This window comes from Mesorhizobium sp. L48C026A00, assembly GCF_000502375.1.
GTDB classification, from domain to species: Bacteria; Pseudomonadota; Alphaproteobacteria; order Rhizobiales; family Rhizobiaceae; genus Mesorhizobium; species Mesorhizobium muleiense.
This window is the reverse complement of the sequence record NZ_AYWU01000015.1, coordinates 135,049-157,946: the sequence shown is the minus strand read 5'-3', so window position 1 is coordinate 157,946 and position 22,898 is coordinate 135,049. Positions and strand designations below refer to the sequence as shown.

The window sequence follows — 22,898 nt, the reverse complement described above, 5'->3', positions numbered from 1 at the left end:
ATGCTCGGAGCATATACATCAAGGTCGAATTATTATATGCTTTGAGCATACAAATCGAAAGGAGAAGGCCATGTTCACCTCTGCAACCGCCAACGCTCCGTTCGTGGCGCGCATCAATCAAGCTGGCTACCACCTTGCTGCCGTCGGTCGCGCGGTAACCCTTCTGGGGGTGGCGCTCCCTCTGCTGTTGATCGGCATTTTGAAATTTACCGCAATCGAGATCGAGGCGCTTAGGCCATTCATCGAGAATACGCCTTGGCTGGCATGGCTCTATCCCGCGTTCGGATCTGCGGGAGCCTCCTACTTCCTGGGCGTGGTCGAACTGGTCACAGCGCTTCTGCTGATAGCATCTGTCCGCAGCGTTTGGGCCGGCCTCGTGGGGGGTGCCATCGGCTCAGTCATCTTCGCGCTGACATCCTCGACAATGCTCACCCTGCCGATCTGGGAAACGGGCTCCGGAGGATTTCCCTTCCTCAACGGGTTAGGTGCCTTTCTGATCAAGGATGTCGCCTTGCTCGGAGTGAGCCTGGTCATATTGGGGAGCAGCCTTCAGCAACTCGTATCCGACCTCGGCCGAAAAATTGATCGTGGTGATGAACAACGCATCGAGAGGTGAGAGATGTCTCTACTCGCTATCTGGCGCAGGACGGACGCACCAGGGCACGATGTCGTGCAGCTAAAGCAGACAGACCTCGGCTGGCACTTGAATGGAGCCGCTGTATACCTGTCGGATGCGGGCCCGGCACGTTTGGACTACGCTGTGCAACTGGCCGAAGATTGGACGACCAAATCCGGCAGCGTTCGCGGGTTCATCGGTTCCCAGTCAGTTGATCTCACAATAATCCGCAACGAGACCGGCTGGACTGTCAATGGGCAGCGGCAGCCGGCGGTTCAGTCGATGGTGGATCTGGACTACAGCTTTACGCCGGCGACGAACCTACAACAAATTCGCAGAATGAACCTGAAGGTCGGCGACAAGGCGGATTTTCCGGTGGCCTGGCTGGTGGCTGGCGTGTCGAGTTTGGTTGTTCTGCCGCAAACCTACCATCGTGTGAGTGAGACCGAGTACATCTACGAGGCTCCCACAGTGCCATACCGTGCTACGCTGCTCATTCCCGAGGCTGGCTTTGCTCAAGATTACCCCGACGGCTGGGTTTTCGAGACCGGCAACGCCGGCCGTGCACTATAGGAGTGCGGCTGAAGCTTGGCGCTCGCAAGCTGACGTCCATGCAACTTGCTGCTTCGGGGCAAGGCGAACCCGTCGCATTTGGTTACCTCCTGTGGCAGACCATCGCGGCAGCGATTCGTTGTCTTGGGACTTGGGTGTCGCTATATCGAAGCCTTGATTGCCTTCCGGCGTGCTTGAAGACCCGCTACCGGGTGGCCGGGGCCGGCGTATTGGATCAGGACAGGGACAGAGTGCTTTTTCGACGCCGCAAGCCTGATGGTCTTCTCGAGCGGGTGCGCACCTACGTATGGCCACGCCGCTCTTTCTCGCGCTCCATGCGCCTGACGAACAGAGCTGGAACGGCCGGACGGGAAGTTCCCGCTCAATGATCATTGGCATCGGCAGCGACCTGATCGATATCAGACGCATCGAAAAATCGTTGGAGCGCCATGGCCAGCGCTTCATCCAGCGTATCTACACCGAGGTCGAACAGGCCCGCTCCGAAAACCGCGGCGCCCGCGCCGCCTCTTATGCCAAGCGTTTTGCTGCCAAGGAGGCCTGCGCCAAGGCGCTGGGCACCGGTATGGCGCAAGGGGTGTTCTGGCGCGACATGGGCGTCGTCAATCTGGCCAGCGGCAAGCCAACCATGGCGTTGACCGGCGGGGCGGCGGCGCAGTTGGACAAGATCCTGCCTGAAGGGCACAGAGCGGCGATCCACCTCACCATCACCGATGATTTTCCGCTTGCTCAAGCCTTTGTGATAATCGAGGCGATGCCCGTCGAATAAGCGCCATATTGATCGCATCTCACCACCGGCATGACGTTGCCCAGCGCGCGCCGAGACTCTATACCAACCAACGCATAATCGAGGACGACATGAGCGTGGCTGAAAAATCCCAGAAGAAATCCGGCGGGCTTGGCGAAACCGTCAGCGTCATCGTCCAGGCGCTGTTGCTCGCTCTGGTCATCCGCACGCTTCTTTTCCAGCCATTTTCTATACCGTCCGGGTCGATGCGGCCGACCTTGCTCGAAGGCGACTATCTCTTCGTCACCAAATGGTCCTATGGCTTCTCGCGCTATTCGCTGCCGTTCGGGCCGGACCTGTTTTCGGGCCGCATCTGGGGCGCCGAGCCGAAGCGCGGCGACGTGGCGGTGTTCAAGTTCCCGCCGGACCCCTCCGTCGACTACATCAAGCGCGTCGTCGGCCTGCCGGGCGACAAGATCCAGGTCAAGGATGGCCAGCTCTTCATCAACGGCGTCGGCGTGCAGCGCCAGAAGGTCGGGCAGATCGACAATCGCGACATCACCGAGGAGAGCGGGCCGGTCGACGTCTATCGCGAGACATTGCCGAATGGCGTCAGCTATGACACGCTCGACCTGATACCCAACTCGATCGGTGACAACACCCAGGAGTTCGACGTGCCGCCCGGCTACTATTTCATGATGGGCGACAACAGAGACAATTCCTCGGACAGCCGCTTCACCGTCGGTTTCGTGCCCGACGAGAACCTGGTCGGTCGCGCCAACCTCATCTTCTTCTCGATCGGTGGCAGCGCCAGCCCGCTCGAAATCTGGAAATGGCCGTCGCAGATGCGCGCGTCGCGCCTGCTCCATTTCGTCAAATAGGTCATGGTGGCGACAAAACGGCTGACCGTCGACGCGCTCGCCGAAGCGCTCATGGAGCGCACCGGCCACGCCTTTGCCGATCGACTGCGCTTGCAGCGCGCGCTGACCCATGCCAGCGCCCGCAGCAGCCATGCCGGCATTGACTATGAGCGTTTCGAATTCCTGGGCGACCGCGTCCTCGGCCTGGTCGTCGCCGACATGCTGCTGGCGGCGTATCCTGATGCTGCCGAAGGTGAGCTGTCGCTCCGGCTCAACGCGCTGGTCAATGCCGAGGTGCTGGCGGACATCGCCGAGGAGATCGGCCTGCCGGAGCTGATCCGTGCCGGCTCGGACGTACGCGGCCTGGACGGGCGCAAACGCGTCAATCTGCGGGCTGATGCGCTGGAATCGCTGATCGCCGTGCTCTATCTCGACGGCGGGCTGGAGGCGGCCCGCGCCTTCATCCACAAATACTGGCGGCCGCGCTCGCAGGCCATCGGTGCCGCCCGCCGCGATGCCAAGACCGAACTGCAGGAATGGGCGCATCAGGCGGCAGGCGCCGTGCCGGTCTACATAATTGACAGCCGCGAGGGACCGGACCACGATCCGCTGTTCACCGTCAGCGTCAAGGTCGGCGCCTATCCGCCGGTGAGCGGCAGCGGGCGCTCCAAGCGCGAGGCCGAGCAAGCCGCCGCGACCGCACTGCTGTTGCGCGAAGGCGTCTGGCTAAACAAGGGGAGCGCGGCATGACCGCCACCGAAGACGTCCCGCCGCCGGCAACAGAAGCCGCCACCACGCATTCTGGCTTCGTCGCGTTGATCGGCGCGCCCAATGCGGGGAAATCGACGCTGGTCAACCAACTGGTCGGCGCCAAGGTGTCGATCGTCACCCACAAGGTGCAGACGACGCGCGCCATCGTGCGCGGCATCGCCATCCACAATAACGCACAGATCGTCTTCGTCGACACGCCGGGCATCTTCAAGCCGAAGCGGCGGTTGGACACGGCGATGGTGACGACCGCCTGGGGCGGCGCCAAGGACGCCGACATCGTGCTGCTGCTGATCGACGCCGAGCGCGGCATCAGGGGCGACGCCGACGCGATCCTCGAACGGCTGAAGGATGTCCGCCAGCCGATGGTGCTGATCCTCAACAAGGTCGACCGGGTCAAGCCCGAGGCGCTGCTGGCCCTGTCCGCGGCAGCGAATGAAAGAGTGCCGTTCAAGCGCACCTTCATGGTCTCGGCGCTAACCGGGTCGGGCTGCAAGGACGTGCTCGACTATCTCTCGGAAACCCTGCCTGCCGGCCCCTGGTATTACCCGGAAGACCAGATCTCCGACTTGCCGATGCGTCAGCTGGCGGCCGAGATCACCCGCGAAAAGCTCTATCTCAGGCTGCATCAGGAACTGCCCTATTCCTCCCATATCGAGACCGAGAAATGGGAAGAGAAGAAGGACGGCTCGGTGCGCATCGACCAGACCATCTATGTCGAGCGTGACAGCCAGAAGAAGATCGTGCTCGGCCACAAGGGCGAGACGATCCGTGCCATCGGCCAGGCGGCACGCATGGAGATATCCGGTATCCTTGAACAGAAGGTGCATCTTTTCCTGTTCGTCAAGGTGCGCGAGAACTGGGGCGACGACCCCGAGCGCTATCGCGAGATGGGGCTGGATTTTCCGCATTAGAGCATGTTCCCGAAAAGTGGGAGCCGGTTTTCGGAAAAGATCATGCTCGAACCAGAAGTCACTATCGACACAGCCCTCGTGAGCCGGTTGGTCGCCACGCAATTTCCGCGATGGAAGGATCTTGCTGTCCGGCCGGTTGCATCAGGCGGATGGGACAACAGGACCTTTTATCTCGGAGACCATATGCTGGTGAGGCTGCCGAGTGCGGCCGCCTATGCCTTGCAGGTCGAAAAGGAACATCGCTGGCTGCCAAGGCTTGCGCCTCTGCTGCCGCTGCCTGTCCCTGTCCCGCTGGCGATGGGAGCCCCGGCCGACGACTATCCCTGGCATTGGTCCGTCTACCGCTGGATCGAAGGCGAGACGGCGACGCTGGAGCGTATTGCCAGCCTGCCGCAATTCGCGGCCGGCCTGGCCCAGTTCCTGGTCGCCCTGCAACGGATCGATCCCGCCGGTGGACCGGCGCCAGGGCAGCACAATTTTTTTCGCGGCGGACCACTGAGCGTCTATGACGGTGAGACCCGGCAAGCAATTGCAACCCTCGACGGCAAGATCGACACGGTCGCCGCGAGCGCGGTGTGGGAAGCAGCGCTTGCCGCGACATGGCACGGCGCGCCCGTCTGGTTCCACGGCGACGTCAGTTGGGGAAACCTGTTGGTCAGGCAAGGTGCTTTGAGCGCCGTGATCGACTTCGGAACTTCAGGCGTGGGCGATCCCTCGTGCGACTTGGCGATTGCGTGGACGCTCTTCGAAGGGAAAAGCCGAGAGGTGTTTCGCGCCGGTCTTCAGGCCGATGAGGCAACCTGGGCGCGAGGCCGTGGCTGGACGCTATGGAAAGCGCTGATTACGGTCGCCGGCCATATAGACATCAATCCAATTGAGGTTGAAAAGTCGCGACGCGTGATCGATGAAGTGCTTGCCGATCACCTCCGCGCGGGATCGCCGCGGAGGGCACCCACACAGCGCCTGAAAAACTTGATTTCGCCACCGAAGCGATGACAAGCTGCGTTCATGGAATGGCGCGACGAGGGAATTATTCTCGGCACCCGCAAGCATGGCGAAACCAGCGCCATTCTTGAGGTCATGACGCGTGCGCACGGCCGCCACCTCGGCCTTGTGCGCGGCGGCCGCTCGCGCAAGCAACAGCCGGTTCTGCAGCCCGGCAACCGCGTCGACCTGTTGTGGCGGGCGCGACTCGACGAGCATCTGGGCACCTTCCAGGCCGAGGCGATCGAGATGAACGCCGCCCGGCTCATGGACAGCGCCGTCGCCATCTATGGGCTGCAGACCATGGCGGCGCATCTGCGCCTGCTGCCCGAGCGCGACGCGCATGACGGTCTCTACGAGACGCTGGCCGTGATGATCGCCCATCTCGACGATGCGGACGCCGCCGGCGAGCTGGTGGCGCGCTTCGAATTGCTGATTCTCGACGAACTCGGCTTCGGCCTCGATCTCAGCCAGTGTGCCGCGACCGGCGCCAGGCAGGACCTTGCCTATGTCTCGCCGAAGTCCGGGCGCGCCGTGTCGCGCGCCGCAGGCGCGCCATGGCGCGACAAGATGCTGGTGCTCCCCGAATTCCTGCAGCGCGGCTCCGGGCTGCGCGCCGATCCGGCGGCGATCGAGGACGCCTTCCGGCTGACCGGCTTCTTTTTTTCCCGCCATGTCTACGAGCCGCGCGGGATCGAGGCGCCCGGTGCCCGCACCGGCTTCCTCGCCGCCCTACGCAAGCACCATGCGGCGGGCAAAGAGATTGGCGCCGAGACCGCCGCCGGAGAAATCATTACATGAGCGACGTGGAACTCTTTCCAGGCCAGGTCTCGCCGCCCGGCCTCGGCACCATTCCACACGCCGACATCGGCTGAATATACCGGCCTGGAATTGCTCCAGCGCATCATCGACAACAAATACAAGGCGCCGCCGCTGGCTTTCGGCACCGAAACATGCTCGATCTTTCCGCTCGCCAGTCTTTCCGCTCGCCAGTCTGGCGGCGCTGACTCGGCTGGCCGTCTGGCCGCCGTATTTGTCGGTCACTACTGGCTTGGTTTGGGGGAACCGCCATGTTCGAAAGCCTGATCGGCCTCGTCGCGATCATCGCGCTGTTCGTCATTATCTCGCGCCAGCAGAGCCGCATCGGCCTGATCGAGCGCGAACTTGGTGCGCTGCGCAGCCTCGTGCTTTCGGGCGTCCATGTGGCCCCGCCGCAGGCCAAGCCGGTAGAACAGGCCGCAAACGACAGCATGCCGGCAGACGCGGCAATTGCGGCCGTCACCGACATTGCCCCGCCACCGGCGGGCGAAGCTGCTGCTGAGGAAAAGCCGCCCACGGAGGTTGAAGCCACGGAGGCTGCATCCGGACCGTGGGCTGCGGGTGAAGCGGCGCCGGCTGGGCCTGCACCTGCGCAACCGGTGGCCGCGACGGCGAAACCGGCCCAAAAACCCGATATTGAAACGGCGCTCGGCACCCGCTGGGCGGTCTGGGTCGGCGGCATCGCGCTGGCGCTGGGCGGGCTGTTTCTGATCCGCTACACCATCGAGGCCGGCATTTTCGGTCCCGGCGTGCGGCTGAGCATGGCAGCAATGCTCGGGCTGGTGCTGGTCGCCGTCGGCGAGTTCATCCGCCGTACCGGCTTCAAGGTGCCGGTGCAGGGAGTCGCCGGCGCCTATATTCCGGCGATCCTGACGGCGGCCGGTGCTTTCATCCTGTTCGGCACGGTTTATGCCGCGCATGGCGTCTACGGCTTCATCGGGCCGGCGCTCGCCTTCACGCTGCTCGGCGCCATCGGTGTGGCGACGATCGCAGCAGCCCTCGTCCATGGCAAGGCGCTGGCCGGTGTCGGCCTGCTCGGCGCGGTGGTGACGCCCATGCTGGTCGCCTCGCAGGCGCCGAATCCTTGGGCGCTGTTCGGCTATTTGGCGATTGTGCTCGCCGCTACCGGCGTGATCGCCCGCCTGCGCGACTGGAAATTGCTGATGGCGGCAGCGTTCGTCGGCACCGGCCTCTGGACCATTCTTTACATGACCGATGCGCCGGGCACCAACCTGCCTGTCGTCCTCTTTATCAATGCGGTGACCCTGGCGGTGCTCGCCCTCGTCTGGCTCGGCCGTCGCGGTGGCGAAGCAGAACCCGCCAGGGGCTTCGACTGGCCATCGGTCGCGCCTGGCTTCTTCGTCGGCCTTTCGGCGATGGCGCTGTTCGTCGACCCCGCATACGCTGCCGGCGATGCTCTGCCGGGTGCAGCCCTTATCGCAGCCTTGGTCGCGGTAGCGCTCTACCGACCGCTGGCGCTGGCGCTTCTGCACGCCGCAGGGCTGGCGACGGTTCTGGTCTACCTCGGCATCATTCCGCCAACCTCTGTCGTTTCAGACTTTTCGGGTGGCGCTCTCGGCGTCGATGGCCTGCCGGCGGCAGTTGCCGATACGCTGATACTCAGGATCGGCATCGTTCTCGGACTTGTGCTCATCGCAGCCGGCTTCTGGGCAGCGCGCAAATTTGCTGCATCGGCTCACATCCGCGCCGCCTCATGGGCGGCATGGGGCGTTGTCGCGCCGCTGGTCATTCTGTTGGCGCTCTGGTTCACCTTCGGCAATCTCGACCGCGATCTTGTCTACGCGGCGGTTGCAGCCCTTTTGGTGGTGGTCTTCGCCACCGGCGGCGAGTGGATTGCGCGCGGTGAACAGCCGCCGCTGCGGGGCGGTGCGGCCGTCTCGTTCGCGCTTGGCGGGGCAGCAGTCGCTGCCTTGCTGATGCTCTACATGGCCTTTGGGTCCGGCTGGACGACCATGCTTCTGGGTGCCGCGGCCATCGTGCCGGCGCTGGCCACCCGCTGGCGCGCCTACCCGGTGCTCGGCTGGATTTCGGTCGCTGCGGTCATCGCGGTGCTCGGTCGCATCGCCTTCGATCCGACAATCGTCGGCGCTGAATTCCTGTCGAGGACGCCGGTGTTCAACTGGCTGCTGCCGGGCTACGGCGTGCCGGCGCTTGCCTTCGGCTTCGCCGCCTGGCAACTCGCCCGCACCACAAATGGCCGGCCACGCCTCGCCATGGAAGCGGGCGCAGCGCTGTTTGCAGTGCTCACGGTTGCCATATTGGTGCGCCATGCCATGCATGGCGGCGTCATCGACATGGGTGCTGCGACGCTCGCCGAGCAGGCGATCTACACGCTGATCGCCATCGGCGCCGGCGCCATCCTGGTCGCCGTCGACATGCGCTCGCCAAGCTTGATGCTGCGCTATGGTTCGCTTGCCGCGGGCGTCGTCTCGGTCGCCTTCATCGTCATCCAGCATTTTGTGGCGCTGAACCCGCTGTTTACCGACGAATCAACCGGCCGGATCCCGGTGTTCAACCTGCTGTTCCTCGCCTATCTCTTGCCGGCCATCGCTGCCGGCGGGCTCGCGCTCTACGCCCGTGACAAGCGGCCGAAATGGTATGCCGCGATGCTGGCGCTGATGGCGGCGCTGCTCGCCTTCGTCTATGCGACGCTATCGGTGCGGCGGCTGTTCAAGGGCGAGTTCATCGGCCTGTGGAGCGGCCTCGGCCAGCTCGAGACCTACACCTATTCCGCGCTGTGGCTGATCATTGGCGTGGCGCTGCTCACCGCCGGCGTCTGGCTGAAGTCGCAGGTGCTGCGCGTTGCGTCGGCCGCCCTGATCTCGGTCGCGGTGTTGAAGGTGTTCCTCTTCGACATGTCGGAACTGGAAGGCGTTCTGAGGGCGCTGTCCTTCATCGGCCTCGGCGCGGTGCTGATCGGCATCGGCCTGTTCTATCAGCGGCTGCTGACAAGAGCAGCGAGAGGAACCTAAAGGTCTGTTGTTTGGATATTCAAAATGAAATATTTGAATATCCCGAAGGAGACTTTCAAGTGCCGCTCTATATTCGCGATGACGAAGTGGATGCGTTGGCCACGAAACTGCAGCGAGAGATCAACGCCGCCAGCAAAACGGAAGCCGTGCGGATTGCGCTTTTGCATGAACTTGAGCGTAACCACGCCTGCAAGCCTTTACGGGACAGGATTGCGGTGTGGCAGGAGAAGTGTGCCGCGTTGGGGCCATCCGATCCCAACTTCGACATGAAGGCATTTACTGACGAGGCATGGGAAGACTGACGCTGGCGAGCCCGGTCTGGGCGGTTCAACTGTGAGTCCCAATACGGCGTGGGATATTTCGCAGCGCTGGAGGGGTGCGAAGGAACTCGGCGGCTCGCTGCGCCTTCCGCACATGCCACGGCGGGTTATCGGGGCCCGCGATGAGAGGACTCTGCGTTGCCTCTCAATCCCACCGGGAATAAACCGGTCCGCGCCAGCGTTATTGCATTGCTTGGGTGGCCGGGCGGCGGACCGCTTCGCGCTGGCCGCTTGCGCCGCGCCGTGAAGGCGCGTTCAATCGGATGAACAAGGGCGACCTCAGAACCAGCGGTCATGGACGAAAAGAAGGCAGCAATCCTTGGCGAGATACCACGCCTGCGCCGTTACGCGCGCTCGCTGCTGCGCGATCGCGATTCCGCCGACGATCTCGTTCAGGACTGTCTCGAACGGGCGCTTGTGCGGCTCGACAATTGGCAGACTGGAGAAAGCCCCAGGAGGTGGCTGTTTACGATCATGCATCATTTGTTCATCGACCAGATGCGCAAGGTGAACCGGCGCGGCGAAGCAGCGATCTTGCCGCTGGAAGCGCGCGAGGCGCAGGCAGCGCCCGCTGAGCAGGTGGAGAGCATCGCCTCGCGCGAGATCATCGACGCGTTGCAGGCGATCAGCCCCGATCGGCGCGCAGCACTGGTCATGGTCGCCATCGAAGGCTTTTCCTATGCCGAGGCCGCCAACATCCTCGGCGTTCCGGCCGGCACGCTGATGTCGCGCATCGCGCGCGGGCGTGACGAGTTGCGCGGGTTGCTGGATGATGCCGCGCGTCGCCGGGCGATAAGGATCGTCGAGAAATGACCCGGCGCGACTTTTCCGAACGCGACATCCATATGGCCCTCGATGACGAGCTGCCGGTTGACGAGCGCGTGGCTTATGACGCCTGGCTCGAGGCCAATCCTGAAATGAAGGCGAGGAGCGTCCGCTATGTCGCCGACCGCGCAGCACTTCGTGCCGCCTTCGCCGGCGTGCTCGACGAGCCGGTGCCGGCGCGGTTGCAAAATATCGTGTTCGGCGAGGGGCCGGTCAAGACGGCGGCATCGAGCTCGCGCTGGTGGCGGGCGGCCGCCGCAGCGGCGATGCTGGCCATCGGCGGTGTTGGCGGCTATGTCGCCGGCATCGACCATCTCGGTCTGGAAGATCCGGCCGAGGACCAACTCGCCGAACAGGCGATCGCAGCCCATGTCCTCTATGCCGCCGAGCAGCGGCATGCGGTGGAAGTGCCGGCCAGCGACAAGGATCATCTGCAGACCTGGCTGTCCAATAGGCTCGGCCTGAAGCTGGTCGCACCGGATCTGGCGGCGCAAGGATTCCAGCTCATCGGCGGTCGGCTGCTGCCCGCTGGCGAGAGCAAGGCCGCGATGTTGCTTTATGAGGACGCCAAGGGCGAGCGCATCTCGCTGTTCGTCACAGCGGAATCGGCCGAGAAGACCAAGGGCACTTATGGATCGGAAGAAGACGGCCCCGAGGCGATCTACTGGTTGGACAAGGGCTATGGCTGCGCCGTCGTCGGCTCGCTGCCGCGCGCGCAGCTGACTGCAGTGGCGAAGAGCGCCTACAGCCAGCTTGTCGCCGGGCTTGCCAGCTGAGCTGCGCTGTTTTTCAAAGCTTGCGTCTACAGCGCCGCGTCTTTGGACACGCAAAGGCTGCGGCACTTAATTTTTGCGCATGATACTTTCCGAAAATCGATTTCGATTTTTTTGGGGGTCATGCGCCGCCGAAACTGTCACAATTCAGCCCGAATCGAGGTGCGATAGCGCTTGACGGATGCTGGCGCTTCGGCTGTGTTGTCGACACTTCTGACCAGGCCTTTCCAAGAATCCAATCGAGGTTTTCCAAGCCCGCATGCCTGCCGAGATTCGCACGGCCCGCGCGTCCGACGTCGATGACCTCGCGGCGATCGAAAAAGCTGTTTTCTCTGGCGACCGCATTTCCCGCCGTTCCTTTCGTCAGTTGATCGAACGCGAGACCGCCGAGATGCTGGTTGCCGAAAACGACGGCCGCATCGCCGGCTATGCGGTCGTGCTGTTTCGCAAGGGCAGCGGAGTCGCGCGGCTCTATTCCATTGCCACCGGTCCGTTTTCCGGCGGGCTCGGCATTGGCCGCATGCTGCTGGAACGGGCCGAGGAAGCCGCCTTCGAGCACAACCGCATGATGCTGCGTCTCGAGGTGCGCGAGGACAACAGCCGAGCCATCCGCATTTACGAGCAGAGCGGCTACCGCAAGATCGGCCGCGAACCGGGCTATTACGAGGACGGCGCCACGGCGCTGCGCTACGAAAAGACCCTGCGCGGCGACATTCCGGTCGCCACCAGGGTGCCGTTCTACCAGCAGACCTGCGATTTCACTTGCGGCCCGTGCTGCCTGATGATGGCGATGGCCAATTTCGATGCCGGCTTCGTGCCCGACCCGGTGATGGAAATCCGTTTGTGGCGCGAGTCGACCACCGTTTTCATGATGTCGGGGCCGGGCGGCTGCGAGCCGTTCGGCCTCGCCGTTGCCGGCCACGAAAGCGGGCTGTCTGCCGAGATATATGTCTCCTTTCATGGTGCGCTGTTCCTGCAGTCGGTGCGCAGCCAAGACAAGCGCCGGGTGATGGAACTGGCGCAGGTCGACTTTCGCCGGCGCGCGGAACGTTACGGCATCCCGGTGAATTACCGTCCATTCGCCATAGACGATATCCGCACCGCAATCGCAGAAGGAAAACTGGTGTTGGTCCTGATCAGCGGCTTCCTTATGTTCGGCAAGAAGGTTCCGCACTGGGTGCTGGCCATCGGCGACGATGGCGACCATATCCTGATCCACGATCCCTGGGTCGAAGACGAGAGACAGGAGACCATCCTTGATGCCGCCAACATTCCGGTGCCTTACGGCATCTTCATGAACATGGCGCAATTCGGCCGCGATGGATTGCGTGCCGCCATAATCCTCGGAAAGCGCTGAAGACAATGACCTGGGTCATCCTTACCGGCCGGCAGAACGATCTCGATCAGGTGGCGACACCGCACAAGATCATCACCAATCGCGACTATCTTGCGCATCCGGCGCTGTTTCGCGGCCAACGGCCGAAAGTCATCAACCTGTCGAACAATTACGGCTACCAAAGCCGCGGCTACTATGCCTCGCTGCTCGCCGGTTCGCGCGGTCACAAGGTCATTCCGACGGTCGAGACGATGATCGACCTGTCCGAGCGCAAGCTCTACGAGCATGCGCTGCCGGAACTGGAACTCGCGCTCAACAAATGCCGCAAGGATCTGGGCGGAGCCTTTCCGCAAAAAGTCTGCATCTTTTTCGGCATCGGCTCGTCGAAGATTTGGGATCGCTTCGCCAAGCTTTTGTTCGACTGGTTCCGGGCGCCGGCGCTGGAAGTCCATATCACGGACAACGCCGAATGGGCGTCGATCCGCAAGATCGGCTTCCATCCGCTGGCCAGGATGACCGAGGACGAAGAAAAGCGCTTTCTTCAGTGCCTCGAGACCTACACCAGCCGCGAGTGGCGTGACACCAAGGGCCGCACGCCGGCGCGCTACACCTTCGCCACGCTGGTCGATCCGCATGAGGAGTTGCCGCCATCGGAGATCTCGTCGCTGCGCTATTGGGCCAAGATCGCCGAGAAGATGGGCGTCGAAATCGAGCCGATCACCAAAAAGGATCTGGCCAAGCTCGCCAACTACGACGCGCTGTTCATCCGCGAGACGACTTCGATCTCCAATCACACCTACCGCTTCGCGCGCCGCGCCCAGCAGGAAGGCATGCCGGTCATCGATGATCCGCTGTCGATGATCCGCTGCACCAACAAGGTCTATCTCAACGAGCTGATGACCTACAACAAGGTGCCGGTGCCGCCGACGGTGATGATCGCCGGCATCTCGGACCTTGAAGTGGCGGCGCAGACGCTGGGCTTTCCGCTGGTGCTGAAAATCCCGGACTCGTCGTTTTCACGCGGAGTCAAGAAATGCGCTACCTTTGAGGAGTTGAAGACGCTTGCCACCGAATGGCTGGAGGATTCCGATCTCCTGATCGCACAGAAATTCATTCCGACCCAATATGACTGGCGCGTCGGCGTGCTCGGCGGCCAGCCGCTGTTTGCCGTGCACTACCTGATGGCCAAGAAGCACTGGCAGATCGTCAACCACAAGGCCAACGGCAAGCCTGACCAGGGCGGCATCAAGACCTTCACCTTGAAGGAGGCGCCGGCCCATGTCGTCGAGACGGCGGTGAGGGCGGCGCGCTGCATCGGCGATGGCCTCTACGGCGTCGACCTCAAAGAGACCAAGGACGGTGTCTTCGTCATAGAGGTCAACGACAATCCCAACCTCGACCATGGCTGGGAGGACTCTGGCGAAAAAGATGAGGTCTGGGTGCGGCTGACGCAGTGGTTCCTGGAGCGGCTCGACCGACAGGGACGGTAGCAGGGGTTCTATCCGATCGACGCCCCAGCCTTCTATCCGTCGCGGCAGGCTCACACCTTCGGCTCCCCGCCCGAACACGGCGCTGTATCCCCTCAGCGTTTTTCAGTCGGCCGGCTGCTCTGTTTGGCGCCGCGATTTCTCGATTGCCGCATACCGTTTGAGAAACGCGTTTTGCGCCCAGGTCACCGAACGCGGGGTGAAATCGAAGCGGTCGGCATTGAAGCCGCGCGGCCGGCCGAAGAATTCGGTCGCCTCGGCGGTCGAAAAACCGGCAAGCAGCGTCGCCTCGAAATAGGCGGCGATCTGGTCGGCGCGCTTGATCTCCTTGCGCAGGCCCGCAACCGGTTCGACCGGCAGCAAAAAGCGCAGATGGATGGCACGCTGCAGCCTCAGCTCGCACTCCTTGTAGCTGCCGCCCATGACCGATTTGAACGGTGAGATCATGTCGCCGATGACATATTCCGGCGCGTCGTGCAGCAAAGCCGCCAGCCGCGCATCGGCTGGGGCGTCCGGCACCAGCTCGCCGAAAAGCGCCTCGACCAGCAGCGAATGCTGGGCGACGGAAAAGGCGTGATCGCCGATGGTCTGGCCATTCCAGCGGGCGACGCGGGCAAGCCCATGGGCGATGTCCGAAATCTCGATGTCGAGCGGCGAGGGGTCGAGCAGATCGAGCCGCCGGCCCGACAGCATGCGCTGCCAGGCGCGCGGCGGCGCGCCGGGACGGTCAGCCGCCATCAGGCCTCCTCCGCGCCGACGGGTTCCTGCGGGAAGATGAATTTCGCCCAGGCCGGGATGGTGAGCGACACAGGGACGTCATCCGCTATGATCGGCTGGCCGGAGTCGAGCGCTGCCTTGACGCGGTCGATGCGGGCTATGGCGAGGCCCGCCGTGCCGGCGGCCGTGCCAAGCGTGCCGACCGGTCGCCCTGCAACTGTCAACTCTGTGCCAGGAGCGGGCAGGGGCCGTTCGGCCGAAACGATCAGCACCCGCCGTCTGGCGGTGCCGCGATGCTGCATCCGCGAAACCACCTCCTGGCCGACATAGCAACCCTTCCTGAAGCCGACGCCGCCGGTCTCGTCGAGCAGCACATCATGCGGGAAGGCGTCGCCGAGCTGATAGTCGCTGCCACTTTCGGCAATCCCATGGGCGATGCGCAGAGCTTGCCATGCGGCCGGGTCGCCGCCGGCGGCAGCGGCGCCATAAAAGCGATTGACGACTGCGTCGCGGAACCGTGCATCGGCAACCGGCGTTGAATCAAACTGCGAAGCAGTTGAATCATCCCCCCAAACAACAGCGACAAGTCCCTGATCTGCCTTGGCGATCTCGACCTTGGCGCGCAATTTGTAGAGCATCAGCCGGCGTATGAAATCGTCTGATATATCGGATCGGCATTCGAGGCGGAACAAATTCTCGCCAGCGCGGGAGATCAGGAAGTCGAACAGAATCTTGCCTTGCGGCGTCAGCAAAGCGCCCGGCTTTGCCTCGCCGGCAGCCAGCGCGTCGAGGTCGGTGGTCAGAATGTTCTGCAAAAAACTCTCGGCATCCGGGCCTGACACGGAAACGAGCGCGCGGTCTTTCAACTGGGCAAAGGGCATGGGCGGAAAAGAACCTGATCTTGCAAAACGGTCGGCCATTACGTAAGCCGCTGGCACTCCCCCCGCAAGAGACCGGATCAGCATGGCCACGACCTACGACCTCATCCTGACAGGCGGCACGGTGGTCAACCACGACGGCGAAGGCCGGCGCGACATCGGCATCAACGGCGGGCGCATCGCCGCTATCGGCGATCTCGGCCAGGCTTCCGCTGGCGAAACGGTCGACTGTCGCGGCCTGCACATCCTGCCGGGCGTCGTCGACAGCCAGGTGCATTTCCGCGAGCCGGGGCTGGAGCACAAGGAAGATCTGGAGACAGGTTCGCGGGCAGCGGCGCTGGGCGGCGTCACCGCCGTCTTCGAGATGCCCAACACCAACCCGCTGACCACGAGCGAAGCAGCGCTTGCCGACAAGGTTCGGCGTGCCACCGGCCGCATGCATTGCGACTTTGCCTTCTGGGTCGGTGGCACCCGCGAGAACGCAAAGGACGCCGGCGACCTTGAGCGGCTACCCGGTGCTGCCGGCATAAAAGTGTTCATGGGCTCGTCGACCGGTGACCTTTTGGTCGAGGACGATGAAAGCGTTGCCTCGATCCTGAGGAATACGCGCCGCCGTGCGGCCTTCCATTCCGAGGACGAATTCCGGCTGCGCGAGCGGCTCGGCGAACGCATCGAGGGCAACCCGGCCTCGCATCCTGTGTGGCGCGACGAGATCGCCGCCTTACGCTGCACCGAGCGCCTGGTGCGCATTGCGCGCCAGGTTCGCGCCCGCATCCACGTGCTGCACATCTCGACCGCCGAGGAGATTGTTTTCCTCGAACAGCACAAGGACGTCGCGACCTGCGAGGCGACGCCGCATCATCTGACGCTGAGCGCGGATGATTATGCGCAGCTTGGCACACTGATCCAGATGAACCCGCCGGTACGCGCATCGCGCCACCGCGACGGCATCTGGCGCGGCATTGCGCAAGGCATTGTCGATGTGCTGGGTTCCGACCACGCCCCGCACACGCTGGCCGAGAAGGCGAAACCCTACCCGGCCTCGCCGTCGGGCATGACCGGCGTGCAGACGCTGGTGCCGATCATGCTCGATCACGTCAATGCCGGCCGGCTGACGTTGCAGCGTTTCGTCGACCTGTCCAGCCACGGCCCGCAGCGTATCTTCGGCATGGCCAGGAAAGGCCGCATCGCCGCCGGCTACGACGCCGATTTCACGATCGTCGATCTGAAGCGCCGCGAGACCATCACCAATGCGCAGGCAGGCTCAAAGGCCGGCTGGACGCCCTACGACGGCCGGCAAGTCACCGGCTGGCCGGTCGGCACGATCGTGCGCGGCCGGCGCGTAATGTGGGAAGGCGAGATCGTCACACCCGGACAGGGCAGTGCGGTGGAGTTTTCCGAGGCGCTGGCGGTATAGAGCGGCGGACTTTCAAATCGCATCGTCCCGCCGCTTATCTTCTGTTTGAGCATCGGATTCTCCCAAAACCGGTATCGACTCCGATGCTCTGAGCGGGCTTGAGGGTAGGAGAGGCTATGCCGCTCAGTCTCCGGCGACGAAAAACGTCCACTGTCCATCCGGGGTGATGCCGACGCGGTAGAAGATGTAGGCACCGAACTGCTTCATGCTGTCATAGTCGCCGGCGGTGACGATCTTGAACAGCTCGACCCGCTGCCTGGCGTCGAGCTTGTCCAGCGGCAGCGCGAAGAAATATGGCCAGACATAGAGCTCCTGCGGCGTGCCGACATCGACATGGACATAGCCGGCACTGAGCACCTCTTCCAGGATGGCGAGGATTTCCTGGCCTTCCGCGTCGCCCGAAAGCCCTTTCAGGAAGGTGATCGGATCGCCTTCGATCTCGGCCAGCGACAATTGGGTCATCGCATCGCCCTGGCCGATCAGCGGCCGGAGTTTTTCGATGTCGCCGCTCTTGCAGGCCCCGATAATCAAATCGTGCATGCGCCTGACCGGCTCCGGCAGCTTGCCGAGATCGTAGACGACCTCGGGCAAGGGTTCATCCGGGTCGACTTGCGGATTGGCTATGCCACCATCGTCTGTTGGCCCGCCCGGTTCGACCTGTTCCCGTTCGTCGGGTGGCGTCGGTTGGCTCGCCGCAGGCGGCGTCGCGCCGAGCGGGCCGGGCGTCGGCACCGTGGTTCCGGGCGGCGACATGTCGTCGTCGGCGGGCGGCGTGACTGGCGAGGGCAGGTCCTCGCGCTTGATTTCACTCAAAGCATAGGCGGGGCTGATTGCGAGGCAAAGCGCCAGCGGAAACGCGGCGCAAAAAGCGGCAAGCCGGATGCTGAGGGCCAAGCCACGCGGCTGGCCTGACGTCGAAAAATTCACCGCCTGCCTCTCCATGATTCCGTCCAGCTGCCCGGGCCCTTACAGGTGCCCAGGCCCGCCCAGGTGCCCGGGGCATGACGCCCAAGCGGCACGCCGTCATCGAAGAGCCTGATGCCAATCAGTGCCGCAGCCGTCCCGGCTCGAAGGCCCCAGCTATCACCTTTTCACGCATGCGGTCGAGCAAGGCAAGGGCTGAGGTCTCGCCATTGGCGCGCAGCATCTCGCCGAACGCGGTTTCGAGGGCCGCCTCGGCGATGATTTCCGTCTCGATTCCGGCCGAAAGCCCTTCCGCCCAGGCCTCGCTGTGGCTTTCCACTGCAGTCAGGCGCTTTTCTTCCCTGACCAGCGCGTCGATGTCGTTGACGCCATGTTCCATTGCGATGTCCACCCTTTTCAAGCGGCGATCCGGCGGATGCGGATCAGGCTTGGGCTGTCCCTTTTACTCGCAGGTTAAGTAAGTACTTGTAAATACGACATTTCTGGGGTCGTTTCGACAAGGGTTCGTCACGTTTTGCAAACCTGCGTTCGATCCGATTCAAAACTTAGCCGATTAGGCCGGCGAGCGGGATGAAAACCTTCAGTTTGAGTTAATTCCACATCCGCGCCGTAACGTTTTGTTAACACCGTTGCAGAAGTGCAACACAACAATTGCACCAAGACGCCACCAGACACAAGCGGGCCGGGACACAAGCAGGCGGAGCCAGGCTCAGTTGCCGTAGCGCGAGGCGATGTCGCGCGACAGCGTCTCGCCTTCCTTCATGTAGCGGCTGATGGCTTCGGTCGCCGAGGCGGTACACTGTGTATAGGTGCCGCCAAAGGAGCGGTAGCCGCGGTTGAAGCTGGCGATGAAGCGGGCGCGCCGCTCCGGGTTTGGGTTTTCCGAAGCAATCAGCTTCTCCATCCCGACCCGCCATTGGTCGCCCTTCTCCCCGCACAGATTACGCAGGAAATGCAGCGACCCAAGCACCTCGGCCAGCCGCATCAGCCCCGGCTCGAACGGCGACTCGGCGGCCATGGCCGGCCGCGCCCCGATTGCCGTACTGGCGGCGAGGCAAGCTGCAAGGAAAACCGATGCGCGGATCATAAATCTATGTGGCCAAACAATTTGTCGCCTGCAAGGCGATTTTGGAGGTTACGCGCCTGTATTCCTGAGCAATTCGTCGGCAACAGCAAACACCGAAGCGGCAATCGGCAGCGCCGTCATTTCGCTGAGTGTATAGAAGGCGGCGGTCTCGGCGTCGTCGCTGGCCACGGGCTCGCCGCCGGCATAGGTGGCGCCGAATACCGTCAGCAGATAGTCGACCGGGTGCCCGTCGCTGCCGCCGTCGATGTGGATTTCCCGAAGGCGGCGGTAGTTGTGCGCATGCAACCCGGTTTCCTCCAGCAATTCGCGCTGCGCGGCTTGTTCCAGCGTTTCGCCGGCCTCGACCTTGCCGCCTGGAAACGCGTAGAATCCTTGCGAAGGCTGCCGCGCCCGCTTGACCAGCAGCACCGTGTCGCCGCGGACAATGGCGACCGATACAGCCGGGAGTATTTTGCGCATCTCGTCCATGGATCTCCGATCGCCATTTGCCGCAGCCGGTTGTGGACCGGTCGGCGAGAACAAGCATTAGCGGTTGCGCAACGCCGGTTCCATCGCCACCTTCACATCCGACCAATCCAACGAGTTTCAGCTTATGTGCGGACGCTTCGCCTTGACCGCCACGCCGGACCGGGCCGCCGCTTTTCTCGGTCTGCCAGAACTGGAGGATTTCCCGCCCCGCTACAACATCGCACCGACGCAGCCGGTGCTGATGGCGATTGCAGGCTTGCCGCGAGCGCCAGGCTCGAACCTGCCAGACTCGAACCTGCAAGACCGGCAGCCGATGCTGGTGCGCTGGGGGCTGATCCCAGCGTGGGTGAAGGACACGCGTGAGTTTCCTTTGCTGTTCAACGCGCGCTCGGAGGGAGCCGCGCAAAAGGCCTCGTTTCGCGCCGCCATGCGCCACCGCCGCGCTTTGGTGCCGGCTTCCGGCTTCTACGAATGGCGTCGGTCAGGCGGCAAGCGGGGACAGCCCTATTGGGTGCGGCCGAAGCATGGCGGGCTTGTCGCCTTCGCCGGTCTGATCGAGACCTATGCCGAGCCGGGCGGCTCGGAGATGGACACCGGCGCCATCCTGACCGTCAACGCCAATGCCGACATTGCCCATATCCACGACCGCATGCCGGTGGTGATAGATCCGCAGGATTTCGCCCGCTGGCTGGATTGCCGCACGCGCGAGCCGCGCGACGTCGCCGACCTGCTCAGACCGGCACAACTCGATTTCTTTGAGGCCGTCCGGGTTTCCGACCTCGTCAACAAGGTCGCCAACACCGGGCCGGAGATTCAGGAAAGGGGGCCGGAGCCCGAGAAGGCCAGGCGCCGGAAGCCGGGCGCCGACGACAGTCAGATGAGCTTGTTTCAGCAGTAGCTGCTATTTTCTGGGGCGCCTCAGCGCCTTCATTGCCGGCGCTGCCATTTCCTGGCGAACGGCCGGCCGCACGTCACATCAGGCAGCGCGGGGCGAGGTGATCTTCTGCACCGGCTTCTTCTTCTTCGCTGTGTGGAGAAGGGCGGCGACGATCGCGGCCGGGCCGATCGCCCGGTATTGGCTGGCGAGCGCCGGTTGCTTGGCGCTGCTGGAGTCCTGCTTGGCTCGAGGCATCTTTCTCTTCCCTGGTAACGTCTTCGTGTCCGCGTTTGCTGGTCGAATCCGACCAAATCGTGACATCTGCTGATCTAGCCGGTGAATGTTTCATGACTGTGCCGAGATGTTTAATAAAATGTTTCACCGCGTCATTACCTGTGATCCAGCGGCTCATTTGCCGAAAGTTGCGACTTGACGGCAACACTGGCTGAGGCGATAAAGCCGCTCATGAGAACGTCATTCGCCATTTGTGGCATCTGCATTATTGGCTAGCTTCGCGCTGGTCCGGACGTTTTCGCCTATCTTCCTTCTAGAGTGGACAAACGCCCCGGCCAGCAGGCTGGTGGCTGATTTGCGTCTCGGCGCAGGTGGCCCAACCAAAAAGTAACGCACCGGGAAGGCACGAATGTCTGACGCATCGAAGGGCCTGCGCCTCTACAACACGCTGACGCGGACCAAGGAGGATTTCTTCCCGATCGATCCGCGCAATGTGCGCATGTATGTCTGCGGCCCGACGGTCTACGACTTTGCCCATATCGGCAACGCGCGACCGGTGATCGTCTTCGACGTGCTGTTTCGTCTGCTGCGCCATCTCTACGGGCAAGCGCACGTCACCTATGTGCGCAACATCACGGATGTCGACGACAAGATCAACGACCGCGCGCTGCGCGATTTCGGCACCGAGATTGCCTCGGGAAAGCTGTCGCTGAACGAGGCGATCCGGCGGGTCACCGAAAAGACCGCTGACCAGTTCCACAAGGATGTGGCGACGCTCGGCTGCCTGCAACCTACGGTCGAGCCGCGGGCCACTGAATTCGTCGAGCCGCGCGCAGATGGCAAAGTCGACATGATCTCCTTGATTCAACGCTTGATCGAACGCGGCCATGCCTATGTTGCGGCAGGCGAAGTTCTGTTCGACACGGCTTCGATGCCGGACTACGGCCAATTGTCGAAACGCAATCTCGACGAGCAGCAGGCCGGCGCTCGCGTCGCCGTGGATCCGCATAAGAAGAACCCAGGCGATTTCGTGCTGTGGAAGCTGTCCTCGCCGGAAGAGCCGGGCTGGGACAGCCAGTGGGGCAGGGGCCGGCCGGGCTGGCACATCGAGTGCTCGGCGATGTCGGCCGCCTATCTCGGCGAGGTCTTCGACATTCATGGCGGCGGGCTCGACCTGATCTTCCCGCACCACGAGAATGAAATTGCACAGTCGCGCTGTGCCCATGGCACCGAGGTAATGGCCAAGGTGTGGATGCACAACGGCTTCCTGCAGGTCGAGGGGCAGAAGATGTCCAAGAGCCTGGGCAACTTCTACTCGATCAACGAGTTGCTGGAGACGGAGACCTTTGGCGGCCGCAAGTGGCCGGGCGAGGTGCTCAGGCTGGCGATGCTGATGACGCATTATCGCGAGCCGATCGACTTTTCCGTGCGCAAGCTGGAAGAGGCGGAAAATACGCTGCGCAAATGGAAGCGGGCGGCGGACCTGGCACCGGCGGCGGCCAAGCAATTGCCGGTCGAAGTGGTGGAAGCCTTGTCGGACGATCTCGCAACCTATTCCGCGTTCCAGGTGCTGACGCAACTGGCTGGCGAGGCTGTGGATTCCAATGCTGCCGGTGGCGGCAACGCCGCCGCGGGCAACCATGCTGCCGCTTCGCTGAAGGCGGCACTGTCGTTCCTCGGCTTCGACGTTACGCCGGCCAAGGTTGATGAAGATGCCATCGCCAGGGCCATCGCCAGGCGCCTGGAACTGATCGCCACCAAGAACTGGGCCCAGGCCGACCGCATTCGCGACGCGCTTCTGGCGCAGGGCGTGCAACTGAAGGACGGCAAGGATCCGGTCACCGGCGAGCGCGTGACGACGTGGGAGGTAAAGCGATGAGGGCGGCCGGCGAACCAGCAAGGGACGTAGTTCCATGATCGACCATCTTGGCATCACCGTTTCCGATTTCGACGTGTCGAAAGCTTTCTACGACAGGGCGATGGCGCCGCTCGGTGCCTCGCTGCTCTACATGGTGCCGCAGGAATACACCGGTGGCGCCATGGTCGGCGGCTATGGCCGCGACCGGCCGGTGTTCTGGCTGCATCAAGGCAAGGACAAGCCGAAGGACCGCCAGCATGTCGCCTTCACCGCGCGCAGCCGCGCTGAAGTCGATGCCTTCCACGCCGCCGCCATCGCCGCCGGCGGCAAGGATAATGGTGGGCCGGGCCTTCGTCCGCACTATCACGCGAACTACTATGGCGCCTTTGTCTTCGACCCCGACGGCAACAATGTCGAAGCCGTCTGCCATGCCCCGGAGTGAAGTG

Annotated in this window: 25 protein-coding genes; 18 read left to right on the top strand and 7 right to left on the bottom strand. The window is 63.2% G+C overall.

The annotated features are described in order from the left end of the window. Window positions 1-70 precede the first annotated feature (70 nt). The 14 genes from X738_RS65150 to X738_RS65080 all read left to right on the top strand — a co-directional run bounded on the left by X738_RS65150 (window position 71) and on the right by X738_RS65080 (window position 13,995). Window positions 71-616, top strand: coding sequence for a DUF417 family protein (locus X738_RS65150; RefSeq protein WP_051407873.1), 546 nt, complete (start codon window positions 71-73; stop codon window positions 614-616). A gap of 3 nt (window positions 617-619) precedes the next feature. Next, complete coding sequence (locus tag X738_RS65145; protein WP_023800766.1) at window positions 620-1,189, top strand: putative glycolipid-binding domain-containing protein; 570 nt, start codon at window positions 620-622, stop codon at window positions 1,187-1,189. A 364-nt stretch (window positions 1,190-1,553) separates the two neighbouring features. Further along, window positions 1,554-1,955 carry a holo-ACP synthase gene (acpS, locus tag X738_RS65140; RefSeq protein WP_023800765.1) on the top strand — a complete coding sequence of 134 codons (402 nt, stop codon included), beginning with the start codon at window positions 1,554-1,556 and terminating at the stop codon, window positions 1,953-1,955. Between the two features lie 89 nt (window positions 1,956-2,044). After that, window positions 2,045-2,794: a signal peptidase I gene (lepB, locus tag X738_RS65135; protein WP_023800764.1), complete on the top strand. Its 750-nt coding sequence runs from the start codon at window positions 2,045-2,047 to the stop codon at window positions 2,792-2,794. Between the two features lie 3 nt (window positions 2,795-2,797). Continuing rightward, entirely contained in the window at window positions 2,798-3,523 is a 726-nt protein-coding gene (rnc, locus tag X738_RS65130; RefSeq protein WP_031255532.1) for a ribonuclease III, read from the top strand. Then, window positions 3,520-4,455, top strand: a complete 936-nt coding sequence (gene era, locus X738_RS65125; protein WP_023800762.1) for a GTPase Era — start codon at window positions 3,520-3,522, stop codon at window positions 4,453-4,455. Before rnc ends, era begins: the two co-directional genes overlap by 4 nt. Window positions 4,456-4,497: 42 nt before the next feature. Next, a complete protein-coding gene (locus tag X738_RS65120; protein WP_023800761.1) occupies window positions 4,498-5,451 on the top strand; it encodes an aminoglycoside phosphotransferase family protein in 954 nt (317 codons plus the stop codon). Window positions 5,452-5,463: 12 nt separating this feature from the next. Further along, window positions 5,464-6,240 (top strand): DNA repair protein RecO, encoded by a 777-nt coding sequence (recO, locus tag X738_RS65115; protein WP_023800760.1) that lies wholly within the window; start codon window positions 5,464-5,466, stop codon window positions 6,238-6,240. 269 nt (window positions 6,241-6,509) lie between these two features. Continuing rightward, window positions 6,510-9,251: a DUF2339 domain-containing protein gene (locus tag X738_RS65105; protein WP_023800758.1), complete on the top strand. Its 2,742-nt coding sequence runs from the start codon at window positions 6,510-6,512 to the stop codon at window positions 9,249-9,251. Window positions 9,252-9,310: 59 nt separating this feature from the next. Further along, the gene (locus tag X738_RS65100; protein WP_023800757.1) at window positions 9,311-9,553 is read left to right on the top strand and encodes a type II toxin-antitoxin system VapB family antitoxin; all 243 of its coding nucleotides are present in this window, start codon (window positions 9,311-9,313) and stop codon (window positions 9,551-9,553) included. Between the two features lie 312 nt (window positions 9,554-9,865). Further along, the gene (locus X738_RS65095) at window positions 9,866-10,384 is read left to right on the top strand and encodes a sigma-70 family RNA polymerase sigma factor (RefSeq protein ID WP_023800756.1); all 519 of its coding nucleotides are present in this window, start codon (window positions 9,866-9,868) and stop codon (window positions 10,382-10,384) included. Continuing rightward, window positions 10,381-11,172, top strand: coding sequence for an anti-sigma factor family protein (locus X738_RS65090; protein WP_023800755.1), 792 nt, complete (start codon window positions 10,381-10,383; stop codon window positions 11,170-11,172). The genes X738_RS65095 and X738_RS65090 overlap by 4 nt, the downstream gene beginning before the upstream one ends. A gap of 256 nt (window positions 11,173-11,428) precedes the next feature. Further along, window positions 11,429-12,526, top strand: a complete 1,098-nt coding sequence (locus tag X738_RS65085) for a peptidase C39 family protein (protein ID WP_031255527.1) — start codon at window positions 11,429-11,431, stop codon at window positions 12,524-12,526. Between the two features lie 5 nt (window positions 12,527-12,531). Continuing rightward, entirely contained in the window at window positions 12,532-13,995 is a 1,464-nt protein-coding gene (locus X738_RS65080) for a RimK family protein (protein ID WP_023800752.1), read from the top strand. A gap of 102 nt (window positions 13,996-14,097) precedes the next feature. Here X738_RS65080 and X738_RS65075 read toward each other — a convergent pair whose 3' ends face one another. Continuing rightward, window positions 14,098-14,730 carry an HD family hydrolase gene (locus X738_RS65075; RefSeq protein WP_023800751.1) on the bottom strand — a complete coding sequence of 211 codons (633 nt, stop codon included), beginning with the start codon at window positions 14,728-14,730 and terminating at the stop codon, window positions 14,098-14,100. Continuing rightward, window positions 14,730-15,590, bottom strand: a complete 861-nt coding sequence (gene ygfZ / locus X738_RS65070) for a CAF17-like 4Fe-4S cluster assembly/insertion protein YgfZ (protein ID WP_023800750.1) — start codon at window positions 15,588-15,590, stop codon at window positions 14,730-14,732. Before ygfZ ends, X738_RS65075 begins: the two co-directional genes overlap by 1 nt. A gap of 82 nt (window positions 15,591-15,672) precedes the next feature. Here ygfZ and X738_RS65065 point away from each other — a divergent pair, with 82 nt between their 5' ends. Beyond that, window positions 15,673-17,004 (top strand): dihydroorotase, encoded by a 1,332-nt coding sequence (locus X738_RS65065; protein WP_023800749.1) that lies wholly within the window; start codon window positions 15,673-15,675, stop codon window positions 17,002-17,004. A 123-nt stretch (window positions 17,005-17,127) separates the two neighbouring features. Here X738_RS65065 and X738_RS65060 read toward each other — a convergent pair whose 3' ends face one another. The 4 genes from X738_RS65060 to X738_RS65045 all read right to left on the bottom strand — a co-directional run bounded on the left by X738_RS65060 (window position 17,128) and on the right by X738_RS65045 (window position 19,483). Further along, on the bottom strand, window positions 17,128-17,931 hold the full coding sequence (locus X738_RS65060) for a hypothetical protein (protein WP_023800748.1): 804 nt from the start codon (window positions 17,929-17,931) through the stop codon (window positions 17,128-17,130). Window positions 17,932-18,049: 118 nt separating this feature from the next. Then, entirely contained in the window at window positions 18,050-18,307 is a 258-nt protein-coding gene (locus X738_RS65055) for a hypothetical protein (RefSeq protein ID WP_023800747.1), read from the bottom strand. A 330-nt stretch (window positions 18,308-18,637) separates the two neighbouring features. Continuing rightward, entirely contained in the window at window positions 18,638-19,015 is a 378-nt protein-coding gene (locus tag X738_RS65050) for a TIGR02301 family protein (RefSeq protein WP_023800746.1), read from the bottom strand. Between the two features lie 48 nt (window positions 19,016-19,063). After that, complete coding sequence (locus X738_RS65045; RefSeq protein ID WP_023800745.1) at window positions 19,064-19,483, bottom strand: NUDIX hydrolase; 420 nt, start codon at window positions 19,481-19,483, stop codon at window positions 19,064-19,066. 124 nt (window positions 19,484-19,607) lie between these two features. On the opposite strand from X738_RS65045, the gene X738_RS65040 reads away from it, so the two are divergent. Beyond that, complete coding sequence (locus X738_RS65040) at window positions 19,608-20,381, top strand: SOS response-associated peptidase (protein WP_023800744.1); 774 nt, start codon at window positions 19,608-19,610, stop codon at window positions 20,379-20,381. Window positions 20,382-20,459: 78 nt separating this feature from the next. Here the strand turns inward: X738_RS65040 and X738_RS82905 are convergent, their stop codons facing one another. Next, on the bottom strand, window positions 20,460-20,615 hold the full coding sequence (locus X738_RS82905) for a hypothetical protein (protein WP_023800743.1): 156 nt from the start codon (window positions 20,613-20,615) through the stop codon (window positions 20,460-20,462). 388 nt (window positions 20,616-21,003) lie between these two features. Here X738_RS82905 and cysS point away from each other — a divergent pair, with 388 nt between their 5' ends. Both cysS and X738_RS65030 read left to right on the top strand, forming a co-directional pair. Next, window positions 21,004-22,473, top strand: coding sequence for a cysteine--tRNA ligase (gene cysS, locus X738_RS65035; protein ID WP_023800741.1), 1,470 nt, complete (start codon window positions 21,004-21,006; stop codon window positions 22,471-22,473). Window positions 22,474-22,507: 34 nt separating this feature from the next. Next, window positions 22,508-22,894 carry a VOC family protein gene (locus tag X738_RS65030; protein ID WP_023800740.1) on the top strand — a complete coding sequence of 129 codons (387 nt, stop codon included), beginning with the start codon at window positions 22,508-22,510 and terminating at the stop codon, window positions 22,892-22,894. The last annotated feature ends 4 nt before the right edge of the window (window positions 22,895-22,898 follow it).